This is a genomic window from Mesorhizobium sp. NZP2298 (assembly GCF_013170825.1).
Classification (GTDB): Bacteria; Pseudomonadota; Alphaproteobacteria; order Rhizobiales; family Rhizobiaceae; genus Mesorhizobium.
Genome location: NZ_CP033365.1, coordinates 4,754,659 through 4,777,525 on the forward strand (window position 1 = coordinate 4,754,659; position 22,867 = coordinate 4,777,525).

Here is a 22,867-nt window from a genome sequence, read left to right on the forward strand (position 1 = left end):
GCTCTAATGTGCAAGCGACTTTCCAGCATCATCGGCACTGTCGGTCGAGGCCGGCGGATTGACCGGTTCAACCCATTCAATCGGCTCCGGCATACGCACCAGCGCGTGGCGCAACACCTCACCGACGCGTGAGACCGGAATGATCTCCATGCCGTTCTTCACGTTGTCCGGAATCTCCGCCAGATCCTTGGCGTTGTCTTCCGGGATAAGCACCTTCTTGATGCCGCCGCGCAGAGCGGCGAGCAACTTCTCCTTGAGGCCGCCGATCGGCAAGATGCGGCCGCGAAGCGTTATCTCGCCAGTCATCGCCACATCGGCCCGGACCGGAATGCCCGTCAGTACCGACACAATGGCTGTCGCCATGGCAGCACCAGCGGACGGACCGTCCTTCGGCGTGGCGCCTTCCGGCAAGTGCACGTGGATGTCGCGCTTGTCGAACAGCGGCGGCTCGATGCCGAAATCGATGGCCCGCGAGCGGACATAGGAGGCCGCCGCCGAAATCGATTCCTTCATCACGTCGCGCAGGTTGCCCGTCACCGTCATGCGGCCCTTGCCGGGCATCATGACGCCTTCGATCGTCAGCAGCTCGCCGCCGACTTCCGTCCAGGCAAGCCCGGTAACGACGCCGACCTGATCATCAGCCTCGACCTGGCCGAAGCGGAAGCGCTGGACACCAAGGTAGTCGGCGAGGTTCGCCGCCGTGATGTTCACCGTCTTCTTCTTCGTCTTCAGGATCTCGGTCACCGCCTTGCGCCCGAGCTTCATCAGCTCGCGCTCCAGGCTCCGGACGCCCGCTTCGCGGGTGTAGGTCTGGATGATGGCGCGGATCGCATCCTCGCCGACGGAGAACTCCTTCGGCTGCAGCGCGTGATCGCGGATCACCTTCGGCATCAGATGCCGCTTGGCGATCTCGATCTTCTCGTCCTCGGTGTAACCGGCGATACGGATGATCTCCATGCGGTCCATCAAGGGCGCAGGGATGTTCAGCGTGTTCGCCGTCGTCACGAACATCACGCTCGACAGGTCATATTCGACCTCGAGGTAATGGTCCATGAACGTCGAGTTCTGTTCGGGGTCGAGCACCTCGAGCAGCGCCGACGACGGATCGCCACGGAAGTCCTGGCCCATCTTGTCGATCTCATCGAGCAGGAAGAGCGGGTTGGACTTCTTCGCCTTCTTCATCGACTGGATGACCTTGCCGGGCATCGAGCCGATATAGGTGCGCCGATGGCCACGGATCTCGGCTTCGTCACGCACGCCGCCAAGCGCCATGCGGATGAATTCGCGACCGGTCGCCTTGGCGATCGACTTGCCGAGCGAGGTCTTGCCGACGCCGGGAGGGCCGACGAGGCACAGGATCGGCCCCTTCAGCTTCTTCTGGCGGCTCTGCACGGCCAGGTACTCGACGATGCGGTCCTTGACCTTGTCGAGGCCGAAGTGATCGGTATCGAGCACGTTCTGGGCATAGGCCAGATCCTGCTTGACCTTGGAGTTCTTGCCCCACGGGATCGACAGCAGCCAATCGAGGTAGTTGCGCACGACGGTCGATTCAGCCGACATCGGCGACATCGTCCTCAGCTTCTTCAACTCGGCTTCCGCCTTTTCGCGGGCTTCCTTGGAGAGCTTGGTCTTCTTGATGCGCGCCTCGATCTCGGCGGCCTCGTCGCGGCCGTCCTCGCCTTCGCCGAGTTCCTTCTGGATCGCCTTCATCTGCTCGTTGAGGTAGTATTCGCGCTGCGTCTTCTCCATCTGGCGCTTGACGCGCGAGCGGATGCGCTTCTCCACCTGCAACACGGAGATCTCGGCTTCCATGAAGCCCATCGCCTTTTCCAGCCGCTCCTTGACCGAGAGCGTGGCCAGCATTTCCTGCTTTTCAGGGATCTTGATGGCGAGATGGGAGGCAACCGTATCGGCGAGCTTGGAATAGTCGTCGATCTGGCTGGCGGCACCCACCACTTCAGGCGAGATCTTCTTGTTCAGCTTGACGTAGTTCTCGAAGTCGGTGACGACCGAGCGGGCCAGCGCCTCGACCTCGACCTCCTCCTCCTCCGGCTCGACCAGCGCCGCGGCGCGGGCTTCGTGGAAGTCGGGACGGTCAGTGAAGGAGACGATTTTCGCACGCGAGGCGCCCTCGACCAGAACCTTGACGGTGCCGTCGGGCAGCTTCAGCAATTGCAGCACATTGGCGAGCGTGCCGATATCGAAGATCGCATCGGGCTCGGGATCGTCATCGGCGGCATTCATCTGGGTGGCAAGCAGGATCTGCTTCTCCTGACCCATCACCTCTTCCAGCGCCTTGATCGACTTTTCGCGCCCGACAAAGAGCGGAACGATCATGTGCGGGAACACCACGATGTCGCGCAGTGGGAGGACTGCGTAGACGCCGTCGCTGGGAGCCTTGGATATTTTGGCCATTGTCCAACCTTTCATGTCGCGGTCGCCATCAGGCCAACCGCGAATCTCATATTAACGACCGGGGATCGTTCCGCCTACCACCGTTTGTGACGGGAGTTTTACAGCACAGAAATCGGGCACCTCGGCCTTCTGGTGTTAGGTGGATGCAGGCGGGGCAAAGATCAAGAGTTAACATCGTCCGCAATCCACTCCATCGCCGAAGTCGCGTGCCCTTCACAGCAAAACGGCGCCGCAACGGCGCCGTTCCATAAAAATATAGGGTGGAGTGCCATGTCAGGCACTGACGTTGCCCTTCTTTTCCTTCTGTTCGGAATAGATATAGAGCGGCCGGGCGCTGCCGGTCACCACTTCCTCCGAAATCACCACTTCGCGCACGCCTTCCAGGGCGGGCAGTTCGAACATGGTGTCGAGCAGGATCGCTTCCATGATCGAACGCAGGCCGCGCGCGCCGGTCTTGCGCTCGATGGCGCGCTTGGCGATCGCCGACAGGGCGTTTTCGTGGAAGGTCAGGTCGACGTTTTCCATCTCGAACAGCCGCTGATACTGCTTGACCAGCGCGTTCTTCGGCTCGGTCAGGATCTGGATCAGCGCCGGCTCGTCGAGATCCTCCAGCGTCGCCAGAACCGGCAGACGGCCGACGAACTCCGGAATGAGCCCGAACTTCAACAGATCCTCGGGCTCGACCAGGCGGAAGACATCGCCGGTGCGGCGATCCTCGGGCGAGGCAACGATAGCGCCGAAGCCGATCGAGGTCTTGCGGCCGCGATCCGAGATGATCTTGTCCAGCCCAGCGAAGGCGCCGCCGCAGATGAACAGGATGTTGGCGGTGTCGACCTGCAGGAATTCCTGCTGCGGATGCTTCCTGCCGCCTTGCGGCGGCACGGAGGCGACCGTGCCTTCCATGATCTTCAACAGTGCCTGCTGCACGCCCTCGCCCGACACGTCGCGGGTGATCGAGGGATTGTCGGACTTGCGCGAAATCTTGTCGATCTCGTCGATGTAGACGATACCGCGCTGGGCGCGCTCGACATTGTAGTCGGCCGACTGCAGCAGCTTCAGGATGATGTTCTCGACGTCCTCGCCCACATAACCGGCTTCGGTCAGCGTCGTCGCGTCCGCCATGGTGAAGGGCACGTCGATGATGCGGGCCAGCGTCTGCGCAAGCAACGTCTTGCCGCAACCGGTCGGACCGATCAGCAGGATGTTGGACTTGGCCAGCTCGACATCGTTGTTCTTGCCGGCATGGGCGAGGCGCTTGTAGTGGTTGTGGACCGCCACCGACAGCACGCGCTTGGCGTAGGGCTGGCCGATGACATAGTCGTCGAGAACCTTGAGGATCTCCTGCGGTGTCGGCACGCCCTCGCGCGACTTCACCATCGAGGTCTTGTTCTCCTCACGGATGATGTCCATGCAGAGCTCGACGCATTCGTCGCAGATGAAGACCGTCGGACCGGCGATCAGCTTGCGCACCTCATGCTGGCTTTTGCCGCAAAACGAGCAATAAAGCGTGTTCTTCGAGTCCCCGCTGTTGTTGCCGACCTTGCTCATTTTCCTGTCCTTTCATGGCCGCCCGCCGATGGTCTGGCTGAAAGGGCGCATACCCTATTTATCGCGGGAATCCGCCGCCGCCAGTATCCCGGCTCCCGCAACGTATTCCGTACGAAACACAAATCAGAAAACGTGGCAATGATTCGCAGCAACCCCACACAAAGCTAAGCCGTCGAAAATCAACATAGCCTTAACGTAGGCAATCCCGACCGTCGAGGGAACAGCCAATTGTGGCCGAAATGCCGCAAGAGGCACCAAAAGCGCGTGATGGTGCCATCCAACTGCCACCAAGTCCTTATGCCACAGCGCCTTCGGCCGGTTCGCGCGACGAAATGACCTTGTCGATGAGGCCGAAATCCTTGGCTTCGTCGGCGGTCATGAAATGATCGCGGTCGAGCGTGCGTTCAATCTCTTCGTAGCTCTTGCCGGTGTGCTTGACGTAGACCTCGTTGAGACGGCGCTTCAGCTTGACGATATCCATGGCATGGCGCTCGATGTCGGAGGCCTGCCCCTGGAAGCCGCCGGACGGCTGGTGAACCATGATGCGGGCGTTCGGCGTGGCGAAGCGCATGTCCTTGTGGCCGGCGGTCAGCAGCAGCGAGCCCATCGAGGCCGCCTGGCCGATGCAGAGCGTCGACACGGCCGGCTTGATGAACTGCATGGTGTCGTAGATCGCCATGCCCGAGGTGACGACGCCGCCCGGCGAATTGATGTAAAGATTGATTTCCTTCTTCGGATTCTCGGCTTCAAGGAACAGAAGCTGCGCGCAAACCAGCGTCGCCATGCCGTCCTCGACCGGACCGGTGATGAAAATGATGCGCTCCTTGAGGAGGCGGGAGAAGATGTCGTAGGCCCGCTCGCCGCGATTGGTCTGTTCGACCACCATCGGAACGAGGTTCATGTAGGTTTCGACGGGGTTCTTCATCTGATATCTCTTATCTCGCGGTGGGATTCCGGCGCCGGGAATGCCGGCAGATCGGGCAGAATCGGTTCTGGATCGTTGTTCCGTAGATAGGATGCCGGCTCATCCTTGTGCAAGGCCGACCCGTCCTAGCCATCTGGGTAAGTCGAATCAAGCTTTACGGCCAAGGATTCGTCACGGTGACGGCCTCCAACGCACCATGGCCGCACAACCAAGCCGCCGGCGCGTAGCAATTTCTTAACCGCGTCACTTAACGAAATGCGGCGAAACCGCTTTTCTCCGGGAGCGCTTCCCCTACAATTCAACGTTGAACTTGTGGCTGCGGTTCAAACAGGGGGAGTGTCATGTACAGGAGAAGCGTATCCTTCGCCGTTGCCGGGCTGGCCATGCTCGGCATGACTTCGCAGACGGCAGCCGGCGGCCGCGCCGTGGAATGCTACGAACCGGTCCGCACGCCTGACCTCTACGACACTGTCTATGAAGACGTGATGGTCAGCCCACCTGGCCAGCAGGTCGACTACACCCCGCCCATCTACGGCACGCGCGAACGCGTGGTGATGACCGTTCCGGCACGAGTGACCTACGAGGTCGTGCCCGCCGTCACGCGCACCGTCTATCACACGGTGAGGGTCGATGGCGGCGGCTATTCCTGGGAATGGCGCGTCATCCATGGCCGCAGGGTGCTGTGCAAGATCTGGCACAAGGCACGCTACGAACGCGTCGCCGAGACCGTGGTGATCCAACCTGAACGCACGCGGCGGGTCGTCATTCCAGCGCAATACGACAGCATCGCCGAGGAAGTCCTGGTGCAGCCGGAGCAAAGACGCATCATCGACGTACCCGCGTCTTACCAGACCGTGGCGCGGCGTGTGCTGGTGCGTGAAGGGTCGTCAGGCTGGCGGCGCGTGCATATTCCCAGGCATTGCCAAGATTAGTGGGCATGGCATAGCCTGCGCCACAGCGGGTCTCCGTTGGGCTGAGGACATGCGCGACCTGGAAATTTCCAATCAGGAACTATCGGATCTTGCGGAAGAAGCCTTGGATCTGGCCAAAAACTATTGGGCGTCCGTCGAGGAACGTCGGGCGTACCCCTCGACCAGCGGCAAGAATACGACTGAACTCTTCTCGCGGCCTTGGGCGGAGAATGCGCGTGGCCGGGACGTCCTCCAGGACTTCAAGTCGATCGCAGAGCATGCGCGGCCTGCAACCGGCAGATTCTTTGGTTACGTCCTCGGCTCAGGCGAACCAATCGGCGTCCTGGGCGAATTGCTGGCCGCGGTGCTCAATCAGAATGTGACGTCGTGGCGGTCGGCGCCGGCGGCGACGTCGATCGAACGCACCGCTGTTGGATGGTTGGCGGAAGCCGTCGGCTGCGCGGGATTTACCGGCAGCCTGTGCGGTGGCGGCTCGATGGCCAACCTCATGGCGCTGGCGATGGCGCGGGAAGCGAAGCTGCCAGCCAACGAAACAGGCGCACGACCCTGCGTGATCTATGCTTCCGAACAAGTGCACATGTCGATTCCAAAGGCCGTCGCGCTCTTGGGCATAGGCAGAAAAAATCTTCGCCTGATCCCTGTCGACGATAAATTCAGGATGCGCCCGGATGCCCTCCAGGCGGCAATAGCCGCCGACCGCGAGGCCGGCAACACGCCAATCGCCATCGTGGCCACGGTCGGGACCATCGTCTCCGGCGCGATCGATCCCCTCCCCGAAATTGCCGACATCGCCCGAAGAGAGGCCCTGTGGATGCACGTCGACGGTGCCTATGGGGGACTGGCGGCTCTGGCGGTTCCGGAAAAATTCCAGGGATTGTCCTTGGCGGATTCACTGTCGCTCGACGCACACAAATGGCTCTATCAACCACTCGATTGCGGCTGCCTGCTCAATCGCCATCCAGACATCGCGCGCAGGACGTTCTCGCACAGCGACGATTACGTGAGGGTACTGAGCGAAGACCCCACGGAAGCATTTGCCTTCTTTGAGGAGTCGATCGAGCTCTCGCGACGCTTCCGCGCGCTGAAGCTCTGGATGTCGCTGCAATATCACGGACGCAGTGCCTATCGCGAAGCCATTGCGCGCGATCTCCACCATGCGCAAATGCTGGCTCAGACAATCGCAACGAGGCCTGAATTGGAACAGGTTGCGCCGGTATCGCTGAGCGCGGTCTGTTTTCGCCACCGCTCGAAGGACAATGAAGCGATCCTGCGCCGCGTGATTGCGCGCGGTCGCGTGTATCTGTCAAATGCCTCGATCAACGGCCAGTTCGCGCTGCGGGCGTGTTTCGTCAATCACCGAACGACGCCAGATGCCGTACGGGCCATTGTTTCCGAAGTCATTGCCGCCGCTGACGAGCTCAATCACTGAGCCGTCGCACGTCTTCGGCCTGGCTTGCCACCTCCGCCCGCAACCAGCGCTTCAGCCCCGCGACATCGCCATCCCCGACAGCAGCCGCAACGCGCCGACCGACCGCCGCCCCGAACTTATAGCCGTGACCTGAGCAAGCCGAGACGACAAGGCACCTGCCCTTCTCATGGGCGAGAAATTTCTCGTCCTCGGTGAAAGTGTAGGCGCAGGTGACGACCTCGGTCACCTCATACTCCTCGATGCGGGCGATCGGCGGCGAAAACAGGTTGCGGATCGCCTCGCCCTCGCCCGGCACCGGCTCACGATTCCAGTCGGCGTCGCTGGTCGGTACCCGGTGCAGACCTGACCCGAATTTCATGCCGGCGCCGCCGGAGGGCGGGATTACGTAGCCATCGACAGCGCCGCCGACGTCGAGGACGACGGGTGCCGCCTCCCAGGCTGCCTTCAGGTCGACCGGCGGTTCGACATAGGCAAGGGCTGTTCGATAGGTCTTCAGTTCGCCGCCCAGCTCCGGGAAAAGTTTCAGAACCCAAGCGCCGGCCGTAACGACGATGCGGTCGGCCTGCATGGTTTCGCGGCTTTCGAGCACGACATGACCGGCCTCGGAGTCGATCGCGGTGACCTTGCTCTTCTCGTAGACATTGGCGCCGTTGGCACGCAACCAGCTTGCCAATTCCGCCGCGATCTTGCGGCAGTGGAGCGCGCCGCCTTCCGGCGAGTAGTAGGCATAACGGAACGAGCCTGGCTCAAGGAAAGGCCAACGCTTGACCGCGGCGTCGGGCTCGAACAGTTCGAAGGGAAAATTCCCTTCTTCCAGGCCCTGGCGGTATTCCTCGGCCTCGTCACCGGGCTCGCGCGAAAAGCAGACGAAGCCGCGCGCATCAAGATGACTTTCGCCGAGATCGGCCCACATCTCGTCCCAGGCTTCATAGGCCTCTGTGATCAGCCGGCCGTAGCCGGTTCCGGCCCGATAGGCGCGACGGATGATGCGGTGATGGTCGCCCGACGCGGCCAGCGGATTGGGGATCGGTCCCTGCTCGACGATCGACACGCTGTGGCCCGCCTTGACCAGGGACCACGCCGTGGAGAGACCGGCGATACCCGCACCAACGACAATCACATTCATCCGCTCAGACCTTCCGCAGCCGCTTCGGCTGGCTCAATTCATGGGTTGTCGCGCGCCAACATACGGTCTGGAACGAGGCTGGCAAGCCGCGCTATGGGTCTGGCATGACCAAATTGACGCTGCCCTACATCGCCTTTGATCCAGCCACACGCCAACTGAGGCTCGACCCGCACGAGCCGGCTTTCTTCCTGAATCCGTACGAGGCCTATGCGTTCCTGCACGGCGGATCGAATGCGTTCTACTGGGAAGAGTTCGGCTTCAGGTGCTTCGGCGGCTTCGACGATGTCAACCGGCTGCTGCGCGATCGCCGTTTCGGCCGCAAGAACCCGGCCGGCATTCCCGACAGCCGCGGCGTCGGCCAGGACCGAAGCCATCTCACGGCATTCGACGGCATCGAAGCCAATTCGATGCTGGAGCTGGAACCGCCGGTGCACACGCGGCTGAGGACGCTGGTCAACCGGGCCTTTGTCTCGCGCCAGGTCGAACGGCTGCGACCGCGGGTCGAGGCACTTGCCAACGAGCTGATCGACCGTTTTGATCCGACTGGTCCAGTCGACCTTTTGCCCGCCTTCGCTTCGCCCCTGCCGATCACCATCATCGCCGAAATGCTCGGCGTGCCGGTCGAGATGGGACCGCAACTGCTCGACTGGTCGCATCAAATGGTCGCCATGTACATCCATGGCCGCACCCGCGAGACCGAGGAGACGGCCAACCGCGCCGCGCGCGAATTCGCCGATTTCCTGCGCGGCTACGTCACCGAACGACGCAAGAACCCTGGTGACGATCTGCTTTCGCTGCTGATTTCGGCGCAGGAAGACGGCCAGAGGCTGTCGGAGGACGAGATGGTGTCCTCGGCGATCCTGCTGCTCAATGCCGGCCACGAGGCGACCGTGCACCAGACCGGCAATGCGGTGCGCTCGATCCTGGCGCAAGGCGGTGACCCCAGCCGCTTCTTCACCTCGTCCGAAGCGACCGCTGCCACAGTCGAGGAATGCCTGCGCTTCGACGCACCGCTGCACATGTTCACGCGCTACGCCTACCAGGAGATCGAAGTGGCGCCCGGCATCGTCGTACAGCCGGGCCAGACCATCGGGCTCTTGCTGGGCATGGCCAATCATGACCCGCGCGCCTTTGCCGAACCGCAGGCCTTCCGGCCGGATCGTGCGGACCAGAAGAACGTGTCCTTCGGCGCCGGCATTCATTTCTGCATCGGCGCGCCGCTGGCCCGGCTCGAATTGCAGGTGTCGCTGAAGACTTTGTTCGACCGGCACCCGCGACTGCATCTTGCCGAACAGCCCCGCTTCCGCGACACTTACCACTTCCATGGGCTGGAAACGCTCGCCGTCGGCTTCTGACGATCGCGGGCCTGGGGCTGCGCGATGAGACTGTTTTGGAGACCGGCGACAGCGTTCGCATTGGCGTTTCTATGCGCCTGCATGGGAGCGGCACGCACCCAGCAACAGCCGGAAAACATTCCCTGGGAAAACAGCATGGCCATTGCCCAGAAGATGGCGATGAGCCTACTGGAGCGGCAGACCGGGTCGAAGGGCCTGCCGCTGGCATCCTTCGCCATCGAGGTCGATCTCAACCTCGACGGCTTGCCTGAAATCTTCGCCTACCGCTACGCACCGGGCTGCGACGGCGTCAATTGCGGCAATTTCCTGTTCGTCCTGGAAGGCGACAGCTATCAGGAAGTTCTCGGCGGCGTTCCCGGAGCGCGGCTGGTGCCGCAAGACAAGATCGCACTCAGCCCCTTCAAACGAAACGGTTTCTTCGACATCCAGTCCGACAAGATGACGATCGGCTGGGATGGAACGCGCTATATCGATGCTTCGACTTTTCCGGCATCGTCGCTGGCTGGCGCTGCCTTTGTCGCAGCTTGTCAGAAGAACAAGCTGAGCCAGCAGTCGCAAGAGCAAGTGAGTGCCGCTTGCCAATGCCAGTTCAACCGATTTCAGACGCTCGGTTTCACACAGGCCGACCTTGATGCCTATACGGCCTCGATGGTTGGCCAGGATTTCAAGTACCCCACGGGCGACAAGGAGAATGCCTGGCTCACCCTCACGAGAGATGCCCAGGACATCGCCACGGGCTGCGATGTCGCGAGCGGCAAGAGCCAATGGCCGCCGGCCTATTTCAACCATGGCGACCAGCCGCAGCGGAAGCTGAACTTCAACGGCTTTCTCGACGCCTGCCCGGCTCAGGATTTCATCCTGACCAATCACAAGACCGGCTCGCCCGATCGTGCGCTCAGTCTCTGCGGCTGCCTTGCCCGCGAGATCCCGACCCATGGCGTCAGCCAGGAAGGGCTCGACCTCCTGGCGCAATATTATCGCGACGAGATATCGGATTCCGATCTCGAAGCGCAGGACGCCGATCTTCTGACGGCGCACGACAAGGCGTCGGAAGCCTGCCTCAGCCAGTTTCCGGCGAAGTAGGTTGCCTTAACATGACATCTGACCGCCGGAACCGATGACCGCAATGAAATTCGCCTTTCTGGAAGAGCCGCCATTTTGCTTTACCGACGGATCGTCCGAGGTTTCGGGCTGTGACGTCGAGCTTGCGCAAAGGGTCAGCGGCATGCTGGGTCTCAGGGATTTTACGGCGATCGGAACTGAATTCGCCGAATTGTTGCCAGGACTGGTGAACGGCCGCTGGACCATGACGACCGGGCTGTTCGTCTCCGATGAGCGCAGGCAGATTGTCGACTTCACCCGGCCGATCTGGTCTTTGCAGGATGGGTTGCTGGTCATGCAAGGCAATCCGTGCGGCTTCGACGGCTATCAATCGATTGCGAAAAATCCCACCGCCTTGATCGGCGTCATCACCGATCAGGTCCAGCATCTCACGGCGTTGCGGAATGGCGTCTCGCCCAACCAGATCAGGCCGTTTGCGACACAGGCGGATGCAGCACGGGCTGTTGCCGACGGCGTGGTGCATGCCTATGCCAGCGTTGCCATGGCGCACCGAGGTTATCTGGCGCGGCGACCCGAAATGCCGCTTGGACTTGTCGAGATTGCCGCGGCCGAAAAACAGCCATCGGCCGGTGCATTCGCGATCGCCAAGGAGAATGCTGGCCTGCTCCAACGCATCGATGATTGCCTCGATGAACTGCTCGGCGGCGACTGGCACCGGCGGATGATGGCCCGATACGAATTTTCAGACAGCGACATCGATCGCGTCGTCTGACCCGGAATGATCACAGCTTGATCACATACTCCTTGCGGGTCGTTTCAAGCACTTCCCAGCTGCCCTTGAAGCCCGGCCTCAGCACGAAACTGTCGCCGGACTTGACGGTGCGCGCTTCGCCACCGTCTTCCGCGATCACCGAAACGCCGGACAAGATGTGGCAGAACTCCCATTCGTTATAGACGATGCGCCATTTGCCCCGGGTCGACTCCCAGATGCCGGCATAGAGGCCATCGTCACGCTCCTCGACATTCCAGGTGCGGAATTTCGGATCGCCCGAGATCAGCCGATCCGGCGCCGGCGCGCCAGATTCGGGTTCGACGCCGTCAATAGATATTGTCAGGTAATGCGCGGACAGAATTTGCCTCCATGAAAGAGCCGGCGTATGCCGGCTCACCCCAACCCAGGCGCTGCGCGCCGCCCCTCCCCACAAGGGGGAGGGTAAAAGAATCAAACCTTGGCGAGCGCCTGTTCAAGGTCGGCGACGATGTCGGTGACGTCCTCGATGCCGATGGAAAGCCGCACCGTGTCCGGGCCGGCGCCGGCCTTGACCTTCTGCTCGTCGGAAAGCTGGCGGTGCGTGGTCGAAGCCGGATGGATGACCAGCGACTTGGTGTCGCCGACGTTGGCCAGATGCGAGAACAGCTCGAGCGCCTCGACGAATTTGACGCCGGCCTCATAACCGCCCTTGAGGCCGAAGGTGAACACGGCGCCTGCGCCAAGCGGCGAGTATTTCTTCTGCAGCGCATTGTTCTTGTCGCTGGGCAGGCCGGGATAGTTCACCCAAGCGACCTTGGGGTGGTTGGACAGCCAGCCCGCGACCGTGACGGCATTGTCGCAGTGGCGCTGCATGCGTAGCGGCAAGGTTTCGAGGCCGGTCAGGATGAGGAAGGCGTTGAAAGGCGAGATCGCCGGGCCGAGGTCGCGCAGGCCGAGCACGCGCGCGGCTATGGCGAAAGCGAAATTGCCGAAGGTCTCGTGCAGGACGAGGCCGCCATATTCGGGGCGCGGTTCCGACAGCATCGGGTACTTGCCCGACTTCGACCAGTCGAAGGTGCCGCCGTCGACAATGACGCCGCCGATCGAATTGCCATGGCCGCCGATGAACTTGGTCAGCGAGTGGACGACGACGTCCGCGCCATGCTCGATCGGCCGGATCAAATAGGGCGAGGCCAGCGTGTTGTCGACGATCAGCGGCAGGCCGTGCTTGCGGGCGATGTCGCCGATCTTCTCGATATCGACGAAGGTGCCGCCCGGATTGGCAAGGCTCTCGATGAAGATCGCCTTGGTCCTGTTGTCGATCTGGCTTTCGAAGGTCGAGATGTCGTTGGTGTCGGCCCAGCGCACTTCCCAGCCATAATTCTTGAAGGCGTGACCGAACTGGTTGATCGAACCGCCATAAAGCTTGTTCGCGGCGACGAAATTGTCGCCCGGCTGCATCAGATTGTGGAACACGATCACCTGCGCGGCGTGACCGGACGCGACCGCAAGGGCAGCCGTGCCGCCTTCGAGTGCGGCGACGCGCTCTTCGAGCACCGCCTGCGTCGGGTTCATGATGCGGGTGTAGATGTTGCCGAACGCCTTCAGGCCGAACAGCGAGGCGGCGTGGTCGGCGTCATCGAAGACGAAGGAGGTCGTCTGGTAGATCGGCGTGGCGCGCGCGCCGGTGGCCGGATCGGGCTTGGCGCCGGCATGGACGGCGAGCGTGTTGAAACCGGGCGTACGGGTCACTTAAACCTCCCTTTGAACTTCTCGAATTGGCCGCGCATTCTTGGCGAAGGCCGCGCATGAATGCAAAGAAGAAAATACCTTTCGGCAAACGATCTGCGATGAACGCGCCAGAAAATACTCTTTCTTCCCGGAAAAATTTTGCGCCTAAGGCACGTCGCGTTTGAAGGAATCCATGCGACGCGCCTTAGGCATCCTTTTTGTGCATGTCGTTATCCCAAAACCGCTGCGCACTTTTGGGCGACATGCATCATTTCTGGCGCACGCCAAAGCTCTGGAAGCCCTGGCGCATCAGGGGCTTCTTTGATGACAGCACCCCCGAATTGACACCGGTCCAGCCGATCTCGCCGGACAGCTTGCCGTACTCGATCTTGGGGCAACGGTTCATCACCACCTTGATGCCGGCGGCTTCGGCGCGGGCGGCCGCCTCGTCATGGCGCACGCCAAGCTGCATCCAGACGACCTTCGGTAATGGATCGAGCTTTAGCACCTCATCGACAATGCCGGGCACCGCGGTTGCGGCGCGAAAAATGTCGACCATGTCGATCGGTCCCGGAAGGTCGGCCAGCCGGGCATAGGTCATCCGGCCAAGGATCTCCTTGCCTGCTTGGCCGGGATTGATCGGAAATACCGTAAACCCCTTGGCCAGCAGGTATTTCAGCACGAAATAGCTCGGTCTGACGTCATTGGCCGATGCGCCGACCATGGCGATCGTCTTCACCGAATTGAGGATGCCGCCGATATAGGTGTTGTCATAGCTATCGTGATTCATGCCTCGTCCTCATACAACGCCTCGGCGAGAAAACCATCCGGATCATTGCTGAAATCGCGCAACATGCGGAAGTGGTCGGTATCCCGGAAGTCGGCGGGCTCCAGCCCGAAACGGCTGATGCGGAACAGTCGCGCGCCGGGACATGCCATCAATAATGGCGAGTGCGTCGCCATGATCACTTGCGCGGCGCCCGAGTGGTCCATGCGGCGCAGCATCTTCAGAAGTTCGATCTGGCGCGACGGCGAGAGCGCGCTTTCAGGCTCGTCGAGGATGTAGATTCCTTGCCTGCGGCAACGCTCCTCGAAGAAACGGATGAAGCCTTCGCCATGCGACCAGGACAGGAAGTCAGGCGGCGTCCCGCCGGATTCCCTAGCCGCCTCGTCGAGGTAACGGGCAACGGAATAGAAGGATTCCGCGCGGAAGAACCAACCGGTGGTAACCTTCGGCAGCCAGTGGCAACGAAAATTGTCGGCTAACGCGGCACCGCTCTTGTCGATGGCGCTGGAGTGGTCGACCGGGCGATAGCCCTTGCCGCCGCCGGCCTCGTCGTAGCCGGCCAAAGCGCCGATCGCCTCGAGAAGCGTGGATTTGCCGGTGCCGTTCTCGCCGACGATGATTGTGATCGGGGTGTTGAATGCGAGTTCGAACTCGCGGCCGCGAAAGAGCGGCAGGTTCCAGGGATATCTTTCCCAGTCGGACACCCGCTCCGGATCGAGCAGTATACGCTTGAGATAGGGCGCCTTGAGCCGTGTCAGTTGTTTGCGGTAGGCCATCAATCAGGCAGCGAAATCGTGCCGTCTTCGGCGATCGGAAAGGCCGGATTGTGTGCTACTTCCCAGACATGCCCGTCGGCATCGGCGAAATAGCCGTACCAGCCGCCCCAAAAGGCACGGCCTGCCGGCTTGACGATGCGGCCGCCGGCTTTTTCAGCCATGGCGAGCACTTCGTCGACTTCGGCGTCGGAGCGGGTGTTGTAGGCAAGGTAGACGGCGGAAGGCGCCTTGGCGAAGGTGATACCCGAATCCTCCTCGGCGCTGGCACGCGGAAACAGGCCGAGAATGGCGCCGCCCATCTGAAAGAAGGCGACACCGTCGGTGATGCCGCCATGCCGTCTCAGGCCCATCGTCTCGTAGAAACGCACGGCGCGGTCGAGATCGTCCGTAGCGATGGTGACGATGGAGATACGCGGTTCCACGGTTACTCGTCCGTCCATTGCGGCTTGCGCTTGCCTATGAAGGCGCCGATGCCCTCCTCCGCGTCGCGCGCCAGCATGTTCTCGACCATGACGCGGCCGGTATAGGCATAGGCGTCCGCCAGCCCCATCTCGGCCTGCGCGTAAAAGGCCTCCTTGCCGGTCTTCACCACCAAAGATGATTTGGAAGCAATGGTCTGCGCGTATTTGGTAACGATCTGATTCAGGTATTCGCGCGGCACGACGCGGTTGACCAAGCCGAATTCCTTGGCGGTCGCCGCGTCGATCGTCTCGCCGGTCAGCAGCATTTCCATCGCCTGCTTGCGCGACACGTTGCGCGACAGCGCCACCATCGGCGTCGAGCAGAACAGGCCGATGTTGACGCCCGGCGTGCAGAAGGTCGCCTCATGCGAGGCGATCGCCAGGTCGCAGCTGGCGACCAGTTGCAGGCCGGCGGCGGTGGCCAGACCGTCGACTTCGGCGATGACAGGCAAGGGATGGCGCACGATCGCCTGCATCAGCGTCGCACAAGCGGCGAACGTCTCTTCGAAGAAGGTCTTGCCGCGGTCGGCGTCGGCGCGGCGCGCCGTCATTTCCTTGAGATCATGGCCGGCGCAGAACACTTTTCCCGCTGCCGACAGCACGATGACACGAACGGCCTTGTCGTCCTTGGCGCGGTCGAGTTCGGCAGTCAGCGCCGCCATCACCCCAAGCGACAGGGCGTTGGCAGGAGGATTGGCGAGGGTCAGGCGCAGCACGCCCTTGTCCAGCCTGGTCGTGACCGGACCCTCGACAGCGACAGGCTTGATGGCAAGAATTTCGGCCATGGCTAAGGTCTCCGCGATTCCGAACGGGCTGGGAGAGTATCTAATATCGGATCGGGTTTCATCCAACACCCATCGCTTGCGCCAGAAGACTGAAGGTGTTGCCAGGAACGCCCGGCTGCGCCCATACAGGCCTGCGCAGAACGAGAGACCGACATGCCCGCCCAGACCAACCTCAAGCCGGTGCTGACCGCAGCACAGATCAATGCGCTGATGGAGACCGTCTTTCCGCAACTCAACGAGAATTCCGCCGCCTATGAGGCGATCGACGTGTTCCCCGGCGGCTGCATCGTGCGGCTCAACGCCGGCGAGCGGCATCTGCGTCCTGGCGGCACGGTGTCGGGCCCTGCCCTGTTCACACTGGCGGACATTGGCGGCTATGTCTGCGTGCTCAGCCACGCCGGGCCGGATGCGCTCTCGGTCACCACCAACCTCAATATCAACTTCGTGCGCAAGGCCGAGGCCGGGCCGATCGATGGCCATTGCCGTATCCTGAAGCTGGGAAAGAGCCTGATGGTGTTCGACATCGACATCGTCGCCGGCCCGGAAGGTCAGACGATCGCGCACGCGACGGGCACCTATTCGATCCCGCCGAAGCGGAGTAGTGATGTGGTAAAATAATACCTTTTACCTAGGTCGTTGTTTTTGCTATTGTTTCTTCGCTAGGGAGCTTTTCGATCGGCTTGACGCGCGGTTCCCCCTCGCCTATAAGCCCTCACGAAGCAGCGGCCCGCAAAGGCCGCCGTTTTGTTATTGGCGGCGGGCAAGCGTCTCATCGCCAATCCAAGCAACAAGAAACGCCTTCCCCGTGAAGGTCAGAACCGAAAGCAGAAAACATGACAACCTTTTCGCAGAAGCCTGCGGATGTGGTGAAGAAGTGGATCCTGATCGACGCCGAAGGTCTCGTCGTTGGTCGTCTCGCCACTGTCATCGCCAATCATCTTCGCGGCAAGCACAAGCCGACCTTCACCCCGCATGTCGACGACGGCGACAATGTCATCGTCATCAATGCCGACAAGGTGGTGTTCACCGGCAAGAAGTTCACCGACAAGGTCTATTACTGGCACACCGGCCACCCCGGCGGCATCAAGGAGCGCACCGCGCGCCAGCTGCTCGAGGGTCGTTTCCCCGAGCGTGTCGTCGAGAAGGCCGTCGAGCGCATGGTGCCGCGTGGCCCGCTCGGCCGTCGCCAGATGAAGAACCTGCGCGTCTATGCAGGCGCGGAGCATCCGCATGTCGCCCAGCAGCCAGAAGTCCTCGACGTGGCCAAGCTGAATTCCAAGAACAAGAAGGTCGCATAAGATGGCTGAGCTTTCCTCGCTCGCAGAACTGGGCGCCGCCACCGGCAACACGAACACGCAGGCCGCGGCCCCGGTCCACGTCCAGAAGCTCGACAAGTCGGGCCGCGCCTATGCCACCGGCAAGCGCAAGAACGCCATTGCGCGCGTCTGGGTGAAGCCGGGTTCCGGCAAGATCGTCGTCAACGACAAGGAATTCGCGACCTATTTCGCGCGTCCGGTCCTGCAGATGATCCTCAACCAGCCGATCATCGCCTCCAACCGTTCGGGCCAGTACGACATCGTCGCCACGGTCGTCGGCGGCGGCCTCTCCGGCCAGGCGGGTGCGGTTCGTCACGGCATCTCCAAGGCGCTGACCTACTACGAGCCGGCGCTGCGCGCCGTGCTCAAGAAGGGCGGCTTCCTGACCCGCGACAGCCGCGTCGTCGAGCGCAAGAAGTACGGCAAGGCGAAAGCCCGCCGCAGCTTCCAGTTCTCGAAGCGCTAAGCTCTCCACGGACAATCGAAAGGCCGCCTCCGGGCGGCCTTTTTGCGTTGCGCATCCCCTATCCGGCGAAATGGTCGGCGTCGCGGATGAACAGGAATGCGCAGACCGCCGAGAACGCCACGGCGAGCGCGGAGACGAGGAAAGCAATCCGCATGCCCTGGATCGTGCCCAGCGCCAAGGCCGAGCCGAACAGCGCGACCCCGATCGCCCCGCCCGACTGGCGCACTGTGTTCAGAACGCCCGAGGCTGTTCCCGACATCGCCGTCGGCACTGACGACAACAGTGCCGTGGTCATGGCGGGCACCGCAAGACCGATGCCGACCGGCAGGAACAGCAGCCGCCAGAGCAGCGACAGGTAGGACGTGTCGGCCTGGATCAGTGCCATCAGCCCGAAACCGGTCGCCCCGATGAGCAGGCCGATCGCCATCGGCAAGCGTGGGCCGTAGGTGGCCGCGATGCGGCCGGCGGCAATGTTCGACACGGTGACCGCCGCCATGAAGGGCAGGAAGGCGAGCCCGGTCATTTCGGGCGAAAAATGCCTTTCCTTCTGGAAGTAGAGGCTGAGCATAAAGATCGTGCCGTAGAGCGTCAAATTGACCGCCAGCCCGACGAGGCTGGTCACAGCCGGCACACGGCTGGCGAACAGCTTGAGCGGAAACATCGGTGCCGCTGTCCGGCTCTCAGCGAGCAGAAACAGGCTTCCGGCCGCCACCGCCACTATCAGTCCGCCGATGACCGCCATCGAAATCCAGCCCGACGAACCGGTTTCGATGAAGGCCCCGGTCAGCGAAAACAGTGCCAGCACGACAAGCCCCTGGCCGGCCCATTCGATAGGCGGCCGCTCGGCCTTGAGCGGCGTTTCCTCAAGAAACCGATAAGCCATCCAGATTGCGAGAGCGCCGATAGGCAGGTTGACCAGGAAGATGCTGGCCCAGCCAAACGATGCCACCATGAAGCCGCCGAGCACAGGTCCGGCCGACAGCGCAATGCCGCCAGCCGCCGTCCACAGCCCCACGGCGCGTGCCCGACGTGGCTTGTCGGAGGCATAGGCGCGATTGAGGAGCGCCAGCGAACACGGCATCAGCAAGGCCGCACCAGCGCCCTGCACGGCGCGCGCCGCGATCAGCACCCACGGGCTCTGCGCCAGCCCGCAAACCAGCGAAGCAACACTGAACAATGCCATGCCGCCAACAAACACGCGGCGGGCGCCGATCCTGTCGCCGAGGGCGCCGCCGACGAGCAGCAGCGACGCGAAGGCGAGCGTATAGGCATCGACGACCCATTGCAGGCCGCCTATGCCCATCGAAAGTGCGGCGCCGATCCTGTTCAGCGCAACATTGACGATTGAGACATCGAGTTGCACCACCACAAAGCCGAGACTGGTCGCGGCGACGATTGCGGCATAGGCGGCGCGGGGCTTGAGAACGATGGCTTCGGACATGCCTTGGGATAACGGATTTTCACTGACACCGTTCCGTCAGCAGAGGCCAGACTGCGACAACTTCAACTGCGGCAGATCAGTTGATGCTGGCGGTCGCGGCGGGCTCGATACGTTCGCCGACCCCAGCATAAGGCACGCGATAACCGTTCGCCGTCAGCCAGTCGATGGCCGCCTTCGGCTCGTCGGTCTGGATGATGGTGGCGCCACGATCGGCCCAGAAACCCCAGGCCTCGCGCGGCAGGCTGGCCTTGACCGCCAATTCGTCGCCACGGCCGCCGGCCAGGAAGCCGCCCGGCTTGTTGACGATGGCGTAGGTGTCGGCCCAGATGTGCCAGTTACCCCGCACCGCGGCGGCGCGCATGCGCGTGCTGAACAGCGGTCCGCCGGTCTCGGTCAGCGTCTCGGCACCCGCCCGCCAGTTGATCAGCTCGATCGCGCGCGGCGAGAAAGCGTGGTCGACCGTCTCGGCGAAACCGGCATCATGCACCGCGTCATCGGCGATGATCGGCATGAACTGGACACCGCCACCGATGGCAGCCATCGCGGCCTTGACCGTGGCGATCCTGTTCTGGTTCCAGAGGTTCTCCTTGACGATGACCTGATCGGCCATGCCGAGATCGCGTGCCACAGCGATCATGCCCGGGAGATCACCGACCTCGAGCTTGTTGTCGAGATTGATGAGGATCCTGTCCCTGGTCGCCAGCAGCATCTCGTGCAGCGTCGAGACCCGCTCGTTGGTGACGACGCCGGTGCCCTCGACCAGCAGCCGGCAGGCCTTCAGTTCGGCCAGCGTATAGTTCACCACCTCGCCCTTGCAGGTCGTGGTGCGATCGAGCCAGCTGTCATGCATGACGACGAACGCGCCGTCCTTCGAGCGCCTGATGTCGACCTCGACGATTTCGGCACCCATGGCGATTGAACCTTCAACCGCGGCAATCGAGTTTTCCGCATAGAGCGTCTTGCCGGCCTGCATGCTACCGGCGCGATGCGCGGCCACCATGACGTGGTCGCGCCACTGGTTGGCATGCTCGAAGCGGTCGAGGATCTGCCTGGCACGGCTTTCGCTGGCCAAAGCCTGACCGGATGCGACCGCGAAGGCCGTGGAAAGCAAAAGGCTCAGCCAGATTGTCCGCATCGAGAATCGCTCCTTGCCGGATCGAAACCGGGATAGGCGATGCCCGTGACAGGCGGGTGAACGAAGCCGGCTAGCGGATGGTGCGTCAGATGCGCCTGGACAGCCGACGGAACCATGCCATGGCCGGCATCTCGACCAGGCGCCAGGTAATCCAGGAGGCGGCGATGGTGGCGATGAGCATGATGACGATTGCCCCGGTCCCGGCCAAGCCGGCGCCGAAGCCGGTGGCGGGCTGTCCGCGCAGCACAAAGTCGCCGATCAGACCAAGGCCAAGCTTGCGCTCGACGAGCCCGGCAAAATTGATCAGACGCGCCTGGACGAAGATGTGGACCATGTAGATGGAGTAGGACAGCGCGCCAAGCGTCAGCATGAAGGGCGTTCTCAGCAAGGCGGAAATCCAGCCGCCCTCATGGGCGAAGAGGAACAGCGCCAGCGCGAACACCAGGGGTGCCGCGATACCAAAATCATTGCTGCCCGCCAACGAGACAAAAAGCACGATCACCGCCACCATCACGATTTCGGCAAGGGTCCAGCTCAGCCGTGGGCCGCTCCTGGCGAGGAGCTGTCGCGCCCCTGCAATGGAATCATGCTGAAACCAGGCCAGCAGGGCGCCGAGCGAGAAGCCGTAGAGACAGCGGATGAAGCCGAAATCGTAGGACACATCCATATGATGCGTGGAGAAGCCGAGCAGGAACAGCGGCGCGGTGACGGCGGCGGCGACAAACCATATCCAGGCACGCGCGCCGGCGACGAAGACCACGCCCGCGAACAAGAGATAGGCGAAGAACTCGGCCGAAATGCTCCAGCTTGGCGCATTCCAGGTCAATTGATCCTCAAAGCCCATTCCCTGCAGGAGAAGCAGATTGGCAAGCAGGCTCGCAAGGTCGAAACCGCCGGTGAAGGGGGCTGCGCCGGTGCCATGAAGTTGCGGGAGCATCAGCCGCAGCAGTTCGAACCCCGCAAAAGCCGCAAGCATCAGCAGATGCAGCGGGTAGATGCGGCCGAAACGCACCAGCGCGAAGCGGGCTACCTCTTCCGGCCGGCTGAGCCGATTGGCGTAGCTGCTGGCGATGACGAAACCGGAAAGAACGAAGAAGAAGTCGACGAAAAGGTAGGACGAACCCACAAAGGCGCTTTGCGAGATCGACGAGGCGGTCGGGAAATGAAACAGGGCCACCAGAAGCGCGCAGATGCCGCGCCACGAATCGAGAACCTGGAAGCGTTCTCCCGCTACCGTACCGGCATGGGTCGACACCACGGCATGGGACGGATTAAGAAACGCGGTCTGCGTCATGATGGTACAGATCCTGTCTTGCCGTGGCACCTGGGCGGCACCGTTTCGTCTCCCCAAGCTGTGACTGGCATCTTCCGTGCCGGTTTTGTAGTTGTTGCACCCCGATGAAAACGAGGACCAGTAATGGCGACCAAGAACATCGACCATGCCTTCACCGCCCGTTCCAAGACGGGCGGCGCCCTTGAGCCGACCTATTCCGGCGCGCTGTCGTTCATGCGGCGCAAATACACCAAGGACGTGAAGGGCGCGGACGCGGTGGTGTGGGGCATTCCTTTCGACGCCGCCGTCACCAACCGGCCTGGCGCCCGCTTCGGGCCGCAGGCTATACGCCGCGCCTCGGCCATCCTCGACAATGACCCGCAGTACCCGTTCTCGCGCGATCTGTTCGAGCATCTGGCCGTGGTCGATTATGGCGACTGCCTGCTCGACTCCGGCAACCACCAGAAGACGCCCGGCACGATCGAGCGCGAAGCGGCCAAGATCCTGAAGTCGGGCGCTTTCCTTTTGACGCTCGGCGGCGACCATTTCGTTACCTGGCCGCTGCTCAAGGCGCATGCCGCCATCCACGGACCGCTCGCTCTGGTGCAGTTCGACGCGCATCAGGATACGTGGGAAGATGACGGCAAGCGCATCGACCACGGATCCTTCGTCGGCCGTGCGGTCAAGGAAGGCATCATCGACCCCGACCGGTCGATCCAGATCGGCATCCGGACGCACGCGCCCGACACGTTCGGCATCAAGATCCTCTACGGCCACGAAATCGAGGAGATGCGTGCATCCGACATCGCCTATGCGATCGTCGACCGCACCGGCGGCAAGAAGACGTACCTCACCTTCGACATCGACTGCCTCGACCCGGCCTATGCGCCCGGCACCGGCACGCCGGTGGCCGGCGGGCCTTCGTCGGCGAAGATCCTGTCGACGCTGCGCCAGCTCAACCAGGTCGATATTGTCGGCGCCGATGTCGTGGAGGTTGCGCCGGCCTATGATCACGCCGATATAACGGCGATCGCCGGCTCGATGGTGGCCATGCAATATCTCGGCCTGCTGGCTGAACGAAAGGCACGACAGGTAGAGATGAACAACGGCAATCATAACGGTGCCGCGGTGAATCAAGGTCACGGCATATAGT

At 62.3% G+C, this 22,867-nt stretch carries 22 protein-coding genes; 9 read left to right on the forward strand and 13 right to left on the reverse strand.

Features of this window, described 5'->3' with window-relative positions:
* Positions 1-3: 3 nt before the first annotated feature.
* The 3 genes from lon to clpP all read right to left on the reverse strand — a co-directional run bounded on the left by lon (position 4) and on the right by clpP (position 4,888).
* Positions 4-2,415 carry an endopeptidase La gene (lon, locus tag EB231_RS23125; protein WP_140767873.1) on the reverse strand — a complete coding sequence of 804 codons (2,412 nt, stop codon included), beginning with the start codon at positions 2,413-2,415 and terminating at the stop codon, positions 4-6.
* Positions 2,416-2,688: 273 nt separating this feature from the next.
* Positions 2,689-3,963 carry an ATP-dependent Clp protease ATP-binding subunit ClpX gene (gene clpX / locus EB231_RS23130; RefSeq protein WP_023759839.1) on the reverse strand — a complete coding sequence of 425 codons (1,275 nt, stop codon included), beginning with the start codon at positions 3,961-3,963 and terminating at the stop codon, positions 2,689-2,691.
* 295 nt (positions 3,964-4,258) lie between these two features.
* A complete protein-coding gene (gene clpP, locus EB231_RS23135) occupies positions 4,259-4,888 on the reverse strand; it encodes an ATP-dependent Clp endopeptidase proteolytic subunit ClpP (RefSeq protein WP_056562366.1) in 630 nt (209 codons plus the stop codon).
* A 341-nt stretch (positions 4,889-5,229) separates the two neighbouring features.
* Between clpP and EB231_RS23140 the strand changes: the two genes are divergently transcribed.
* A complete protein-coding gene (locus EB231_RS23140) occupies positions 5,230-5,820 on the forward strand; it encodes a hypothetical protein (RefSeq protein WP_172350856.1) in 591 nt (196 codons plus the stop codon).
* A 49-nt stretch (positions 5,821-5,869) separates the two neighbouring features.
* Positions 5,870-7,249 (forward strand): pyridoxal phosphate-dependent decarboxylase family protein, encoded by a 1,380-nt coding sequence (locus EB231_RS23145; protein ID WP_172350857.1) that lies wholly within the window; start codon positions 5,870-5,872, stop codon positions 7,247-7,249.
* Here EB231_RS23145 and EB231_RS23150 read toward each other — a convergent pair.
* Complete coding sequence (locus EB231_RS23150; RefSeq protein WP_172350858.1) at positions 7,239-8,375, reverse strand: NAD(P)/FAD-dependent oxidoreductase; 1,137 nt, start codon at positions 8,373-8,375, stop codon at positions 7,239-7,241. The two genes, EB231_RS23145 and EB231_RS23150, sit on opposite strands and share 11 nt — an antisense overlap.
* A gap of 104 nt (positions 8,376-8,479) precedes the next feature.
* Between EB231_RS23150 and EB231_RS23155 the strand changes: the two genes are divergently transcribed.
* The 3 genes from EB231_RS23155 (at position 8,480) to EB231_RS23165 (ending at position 11,564) form a co-directional block, all read left to right on the forward strand.
* Positions 8,480-9,730 (forward strand): cytochrome P450, encoded by a 1,251-nt coding sequence (locus EB231_RS23155; protein ID WP_172350859.1) that lies wholly within the window; start codon positions 8,480-8,482, stop codon positions 9,728-9,730.
* Positions 9,731-9,865: 135 nt separating this feature from the next.
* Entirely contained in the window at positions 9,866-10,813 is a 948-nt protein-coding gene (locus EB231_RS23160; protein ID WP_172350860.1) for a hypothetical protein, read from the forward strand.
* 34 nt (positions 10,814-10,847) lie between these two features.
* On the forward strand, positions 10,848-11,564 hold the full coding sequence (locus tag EB231_RS23165; protein WP_172350861.1) for a transporter substrate-binding domain-containing protein: 717 nt from the start codon (positions 10,848-10,850) through the stop codon (positions 11,562-11,564).
* 10 nt (positions 11,565-11,574) lie between these two features.
* Here the strand turns inward: EB231_RS23165 and EB231_RS23170 are convergent, their stop codons facing one another.
* From EB231_RS23170 to EB231_RS23195, 6 genes are all read right to left on the reverse strand, one after another.
* Positions 11,575-11,922: a cupin domain-containing protein gene (locus EB231_RS23170; RefSeq protein ID WP_445299324.1), complete on the reverse strand. Its 348-nt coding sequence runs from the start codon at positions 11,920-11,922 to the stop codon at positions 11,575-11,577.
* Positions 11,923-12,014: 92 nt separating this feature from the next.
* Complete coding sequence (locus EB231_RS23175) at positions 12,015-13,295, reverse strand: O-acetylhomoserine aminocarboxypropyltransferase (RefSeq protein ID WP_172350862.1); 1,281 nt, start codon at positions 13,293-13,295, stop codon at positions 12,015-12,017.
* Positions 13,296-13,542: 247 nt separating this feature from the next.
* Positions 13,543-14,064 carry a CoA-binding protein gene (locus EB231_RS23180; RefSeq protein WP_172350863.1) on the reverse strand — a complete coding sequence of 174 codons (522 nt, stop codon included), beginning with the start codon at positions 14,062-14,064 and terminating at the stop codon, positions 13,543-13,545.
* Entirely contained in the window at positions 14,061-14,837 is a 777-nt protein-coding gene (locus EB231_RS23185; RefSeq protein WP_172350864.1) for an AAA family ATPase, read from the reverse strand. Before EB231_RS23185 ends, EB231_RS23180 begins: the two co-directional genes overlap by 4 nt.
* The gene (locus EB231_RS23190) at positions 14,837-15,259 is read right to left on the reverse strand and encodes a VOC family protein (protein ID WP_172350865.1); all 423 of its coding nucleotides are present in this window, start codon (positions 15,257-15,259) and stop codon (positions 14,837-14,839) included. The genes EB231_RS23185 and EB231_RS23190 overlap by 1 nt, the downstream gene beginning before the upstream one ends.
* A gap of 2 nt (positions 15,260-15,261) precedes the next feature.
* The gene (locus EB231_RS23195) at positions 15,262-16,083 is read right to left on the reverse strand and encodes an enoyl-CoA hydratase (RefSeq protein ID WP_172350866.1); all 822 of its coding nucleotides are present in this window, start codon (positions 16,081-16,083) and stop codon (positions 15,262-15,264) included.
* A gap of 153 nt (positions 16,084-16,236) precedes the next feature.
* Here EB231_RS23195 and EB231_RS23200 point away from each other — a divergent pair, with 153 nt between their 5' ends.
* The 3 genes from EB231_RS23200 to rpsI all read left to right on the forward strand — a co-directional run bounded on the left by EB231_RS23200 (position 16,237) and on the right by rpsI (position 17,865).
* Complete coding sequence (locus EB231_RS23200; RefSeq protein ID WP_172350867.1) at positions 16,237-16,701, forward strand: PaaI family thioesterase; 465 nt, start codon at positions 16,237-16,239, stop codon at positions 16,699-16,701.
* A 215-nt stretch (positions 16,702-16,916) separates the two neighbouring features.
* Complete coding sequence (rplM, locus tag EB231_RS23205) at positions 16,917-17,381, forward strand: 50S ribosomal protein L13 (protein ID WP_010915638.1); 465 nt, start codon at positions 16,917-16,919, stop codon at positions 17,379-17,381.
* A gap of 1 nt (position 17,382) precedes the next feature.
* Positions 17,383-17,865 carry a 30S ribosomal protein S9 gene (rpsI, locus tag EB231_RS23210; protein ID WP_010915637.1) on the forward strand — a complete coding sequence of 161 codons (483 nt, stop codon included), beginning with the start codon at positions 17,383-17,385 and terminating at the stop codon, positions 17,863-17,865.
* 58 nt (positions 17,866-17,923) lie between these two features.
* Here rpsI and EB231_RS23215 read toward each other — a convergent pair whose 3' ends face one another.
* The 3 genes from EB231_RS23215 to EB231_RS23225 all read right to left on the reverse strand — a co-directional run bounded on the left by EB231_RS23215 (position 17,924) and on the right by EB231_RS23225 (position 21,735).
* Positions 17,924-19,306, reverse strand: coding sequence for an MFS transporter (locus EB231_RS23215; protein ID WP_172350868.1), 1,383 nt, complete (start codon positions 19,304-19,306; stop codon positions 17,924-17,926).
* Positions 19,307-19,382: 76 nt separating this feature from the next.
* The gene (locus EB231_RS23220; RefSeq protein ID WP_172350869.1) at positions 19,383-20,441 is read right to left on the reverse strand and encodes a glycerophosphodiester phosphodiesterase family protein; all 1,059 of its coding nucleotides are present in this window, start codon (positions 20,439-20,441) and stop codon (positions 19,383-19,385) included.
* Between the two features lie 85 nt (positions 20,442-20,526).
* Entirely contained in the window at positions 20,527-21,735 is a 1,209-nt protein-coding gene (locus EB231_RS23225) for an acyltransferase family protein (RefSeq protein WP_172350870.1), read from the reverse strand.
* 123 nt (positions 21,736-21,858) lie between these two features.
* On the opposite strand from EB231_RS23225, the gene speB reads away from it, so the two are divergent.
* Positions 21,859-22,866 (forward strand): agmatinase, encoded by a 1,008-nt coding sequence (speB, locus tag EB231_RS23230; RefSeq protein ID WP_056562410.1) that lies wholly within the window; start codon positions 21,859-21,861, stop codon positions 22,864-22,866.
* Position 22,867: the final 1 nt, after the last annotated feature.

What these genes read in the sequence shown, in the direction of transcription:
- EB231_RS23155 (WP_172350859.1), top strand. Translation starts at nt 8,480, where the DNA reads ATGACCAAATTGACGCTGCCCTACATCGCCTTTGATCCAGCCACACGC.
- rplM (WP_010915638.1), top strand. Translation starts at nt 16,917, where the DNA reads ATGACAACCTTTTCGCAGAAGCCTGCGGATGTGGTGAAGAAGTGGATC.
- EB231_RS23220 (WP_172350869.1), bottom strand. Translation starts at nt 20,441, where the DNA reads ATGCGGACAATCTGGCTGAGCCTTTTGCTTTCCACGGCCTTCGCGGTC.
- EB231_RS23195 (WP_172350866.1), bottom strand. Translation starts at nt 16,083, where the DNA reads ATGGCCGAAATTCTTGCCATCAAGCCTGTCGCTGTCGAGGGTCCGGTC.
- EB231_RS23150 (WP_172350858.1), bottom strand. Translation starts at nt 8,375, where the DNA reads ATGAATGTGATTGTCGTTGGTGCGGGTATCGCCGGTCTCTCCACGGCG.
- clpX (WP_023759839.1), bottom strand. Translation starts at nt 3,963, where the DNA reads ATGAGCAAGGTCGGCAACAACAGCGGGGACTCGAAGAACACGCTTTAT.
- EB231_RS23200 (WP_172350867.1), top strand. Translation starts at nt 16,237, where the DNA reads ATGCCCGCCCAGACCAACCTCAAGCCGGTGCTGACCGCAGCACAGATC.
- speB (WP_056562410.1), top strand. Translation starts at nt 21,859, where the DNA reads ATGGCGACCAAGAACATCGACCATGCCTTCACCGCCCGTTCCAAGACG.
- EB231_RS23225 (WP_172350870.1), bottom strand. Translation starts at nt 21,735, where the DNA reads ATGACGCAGACCGCGTTTCTTAATCCGTCCCATGCCGTGGTGTCGACC.
- EB231_RS23215 (WP_172350868.1), bottom strand. Translation starts at nt 19,306, where the DNA reads ATGTCCGAAGCCATCGTTCTCAAGCCCCGCGCCGCCTATGCCGCAATC.
- rpsI (WP_010915637.1), top strand. Translation starts at nt 17,383, where the DNA reads ATGGCTGAGCTTTCCTCGCTCGCAGAACTGGGCGCCGCCACCGGCAAC.
- EB231_RS23160 (WP_172350860.1), top strand. Translation starts at nt 9,866, where the DNA reads ATGGCCATTGCCCAGAAGATGGCGATGAGCCTACTGGAGCGGCAGACC.
- clpP (WP_056562366.1), bottom strand. Translation starts at nt 4,888, where the DNA reads ATGAAGAACCCCGTCGAAACCTACATGAACCTCGTTCCGATGGTGGTC.
- EB231_RS23180 (WP_172350863.1), bottom strand. Translation starts at nt 14,064, where the DNA reads ATGAATCACGATAGCTATGACAACACCTATATCGGCGGCATCCTCAAT.
- EB231_RS23140 (WP_172350856.1), top strand. Translation starts at nt 5,230, where the DNA reads ATGTACAGGAGAAGCGTATCCTTCGCCGTTGCCGGGCTGGCCATGCTC.
- EB231_RS23165 (WP_172350861.1), top strand. Translation starts at nt 10,848, where the DNA reads ATGACCGCAATGAAATTCGCCTTTCTGGAAGAGCCGCCATTTTGCTTT.
- EB231_RS23145 (WP_172350857.1), top strand. Translation starts at nt 5,870, where the DNA reads ATGCGCGACCTGGAAATTTCCAATCAGGAACTATCGGATCTTGCGGAA.
- EB231_RS23185 (WP_172350864.1), bottom strand. Translation starts at nt 14,837, where the DNA reads ATGGCCTACCGCAAACAACTGACACGGCTCAAGGCGCCCTATCTCAAG.
- lon (WP_140767873.1), bottom strand. Translation starts at nt 2,415, where the DNA reads ATGGCCAAAATATCCAAGGCTCCCAGCGACGGCGTCTACGCAGTCCTC.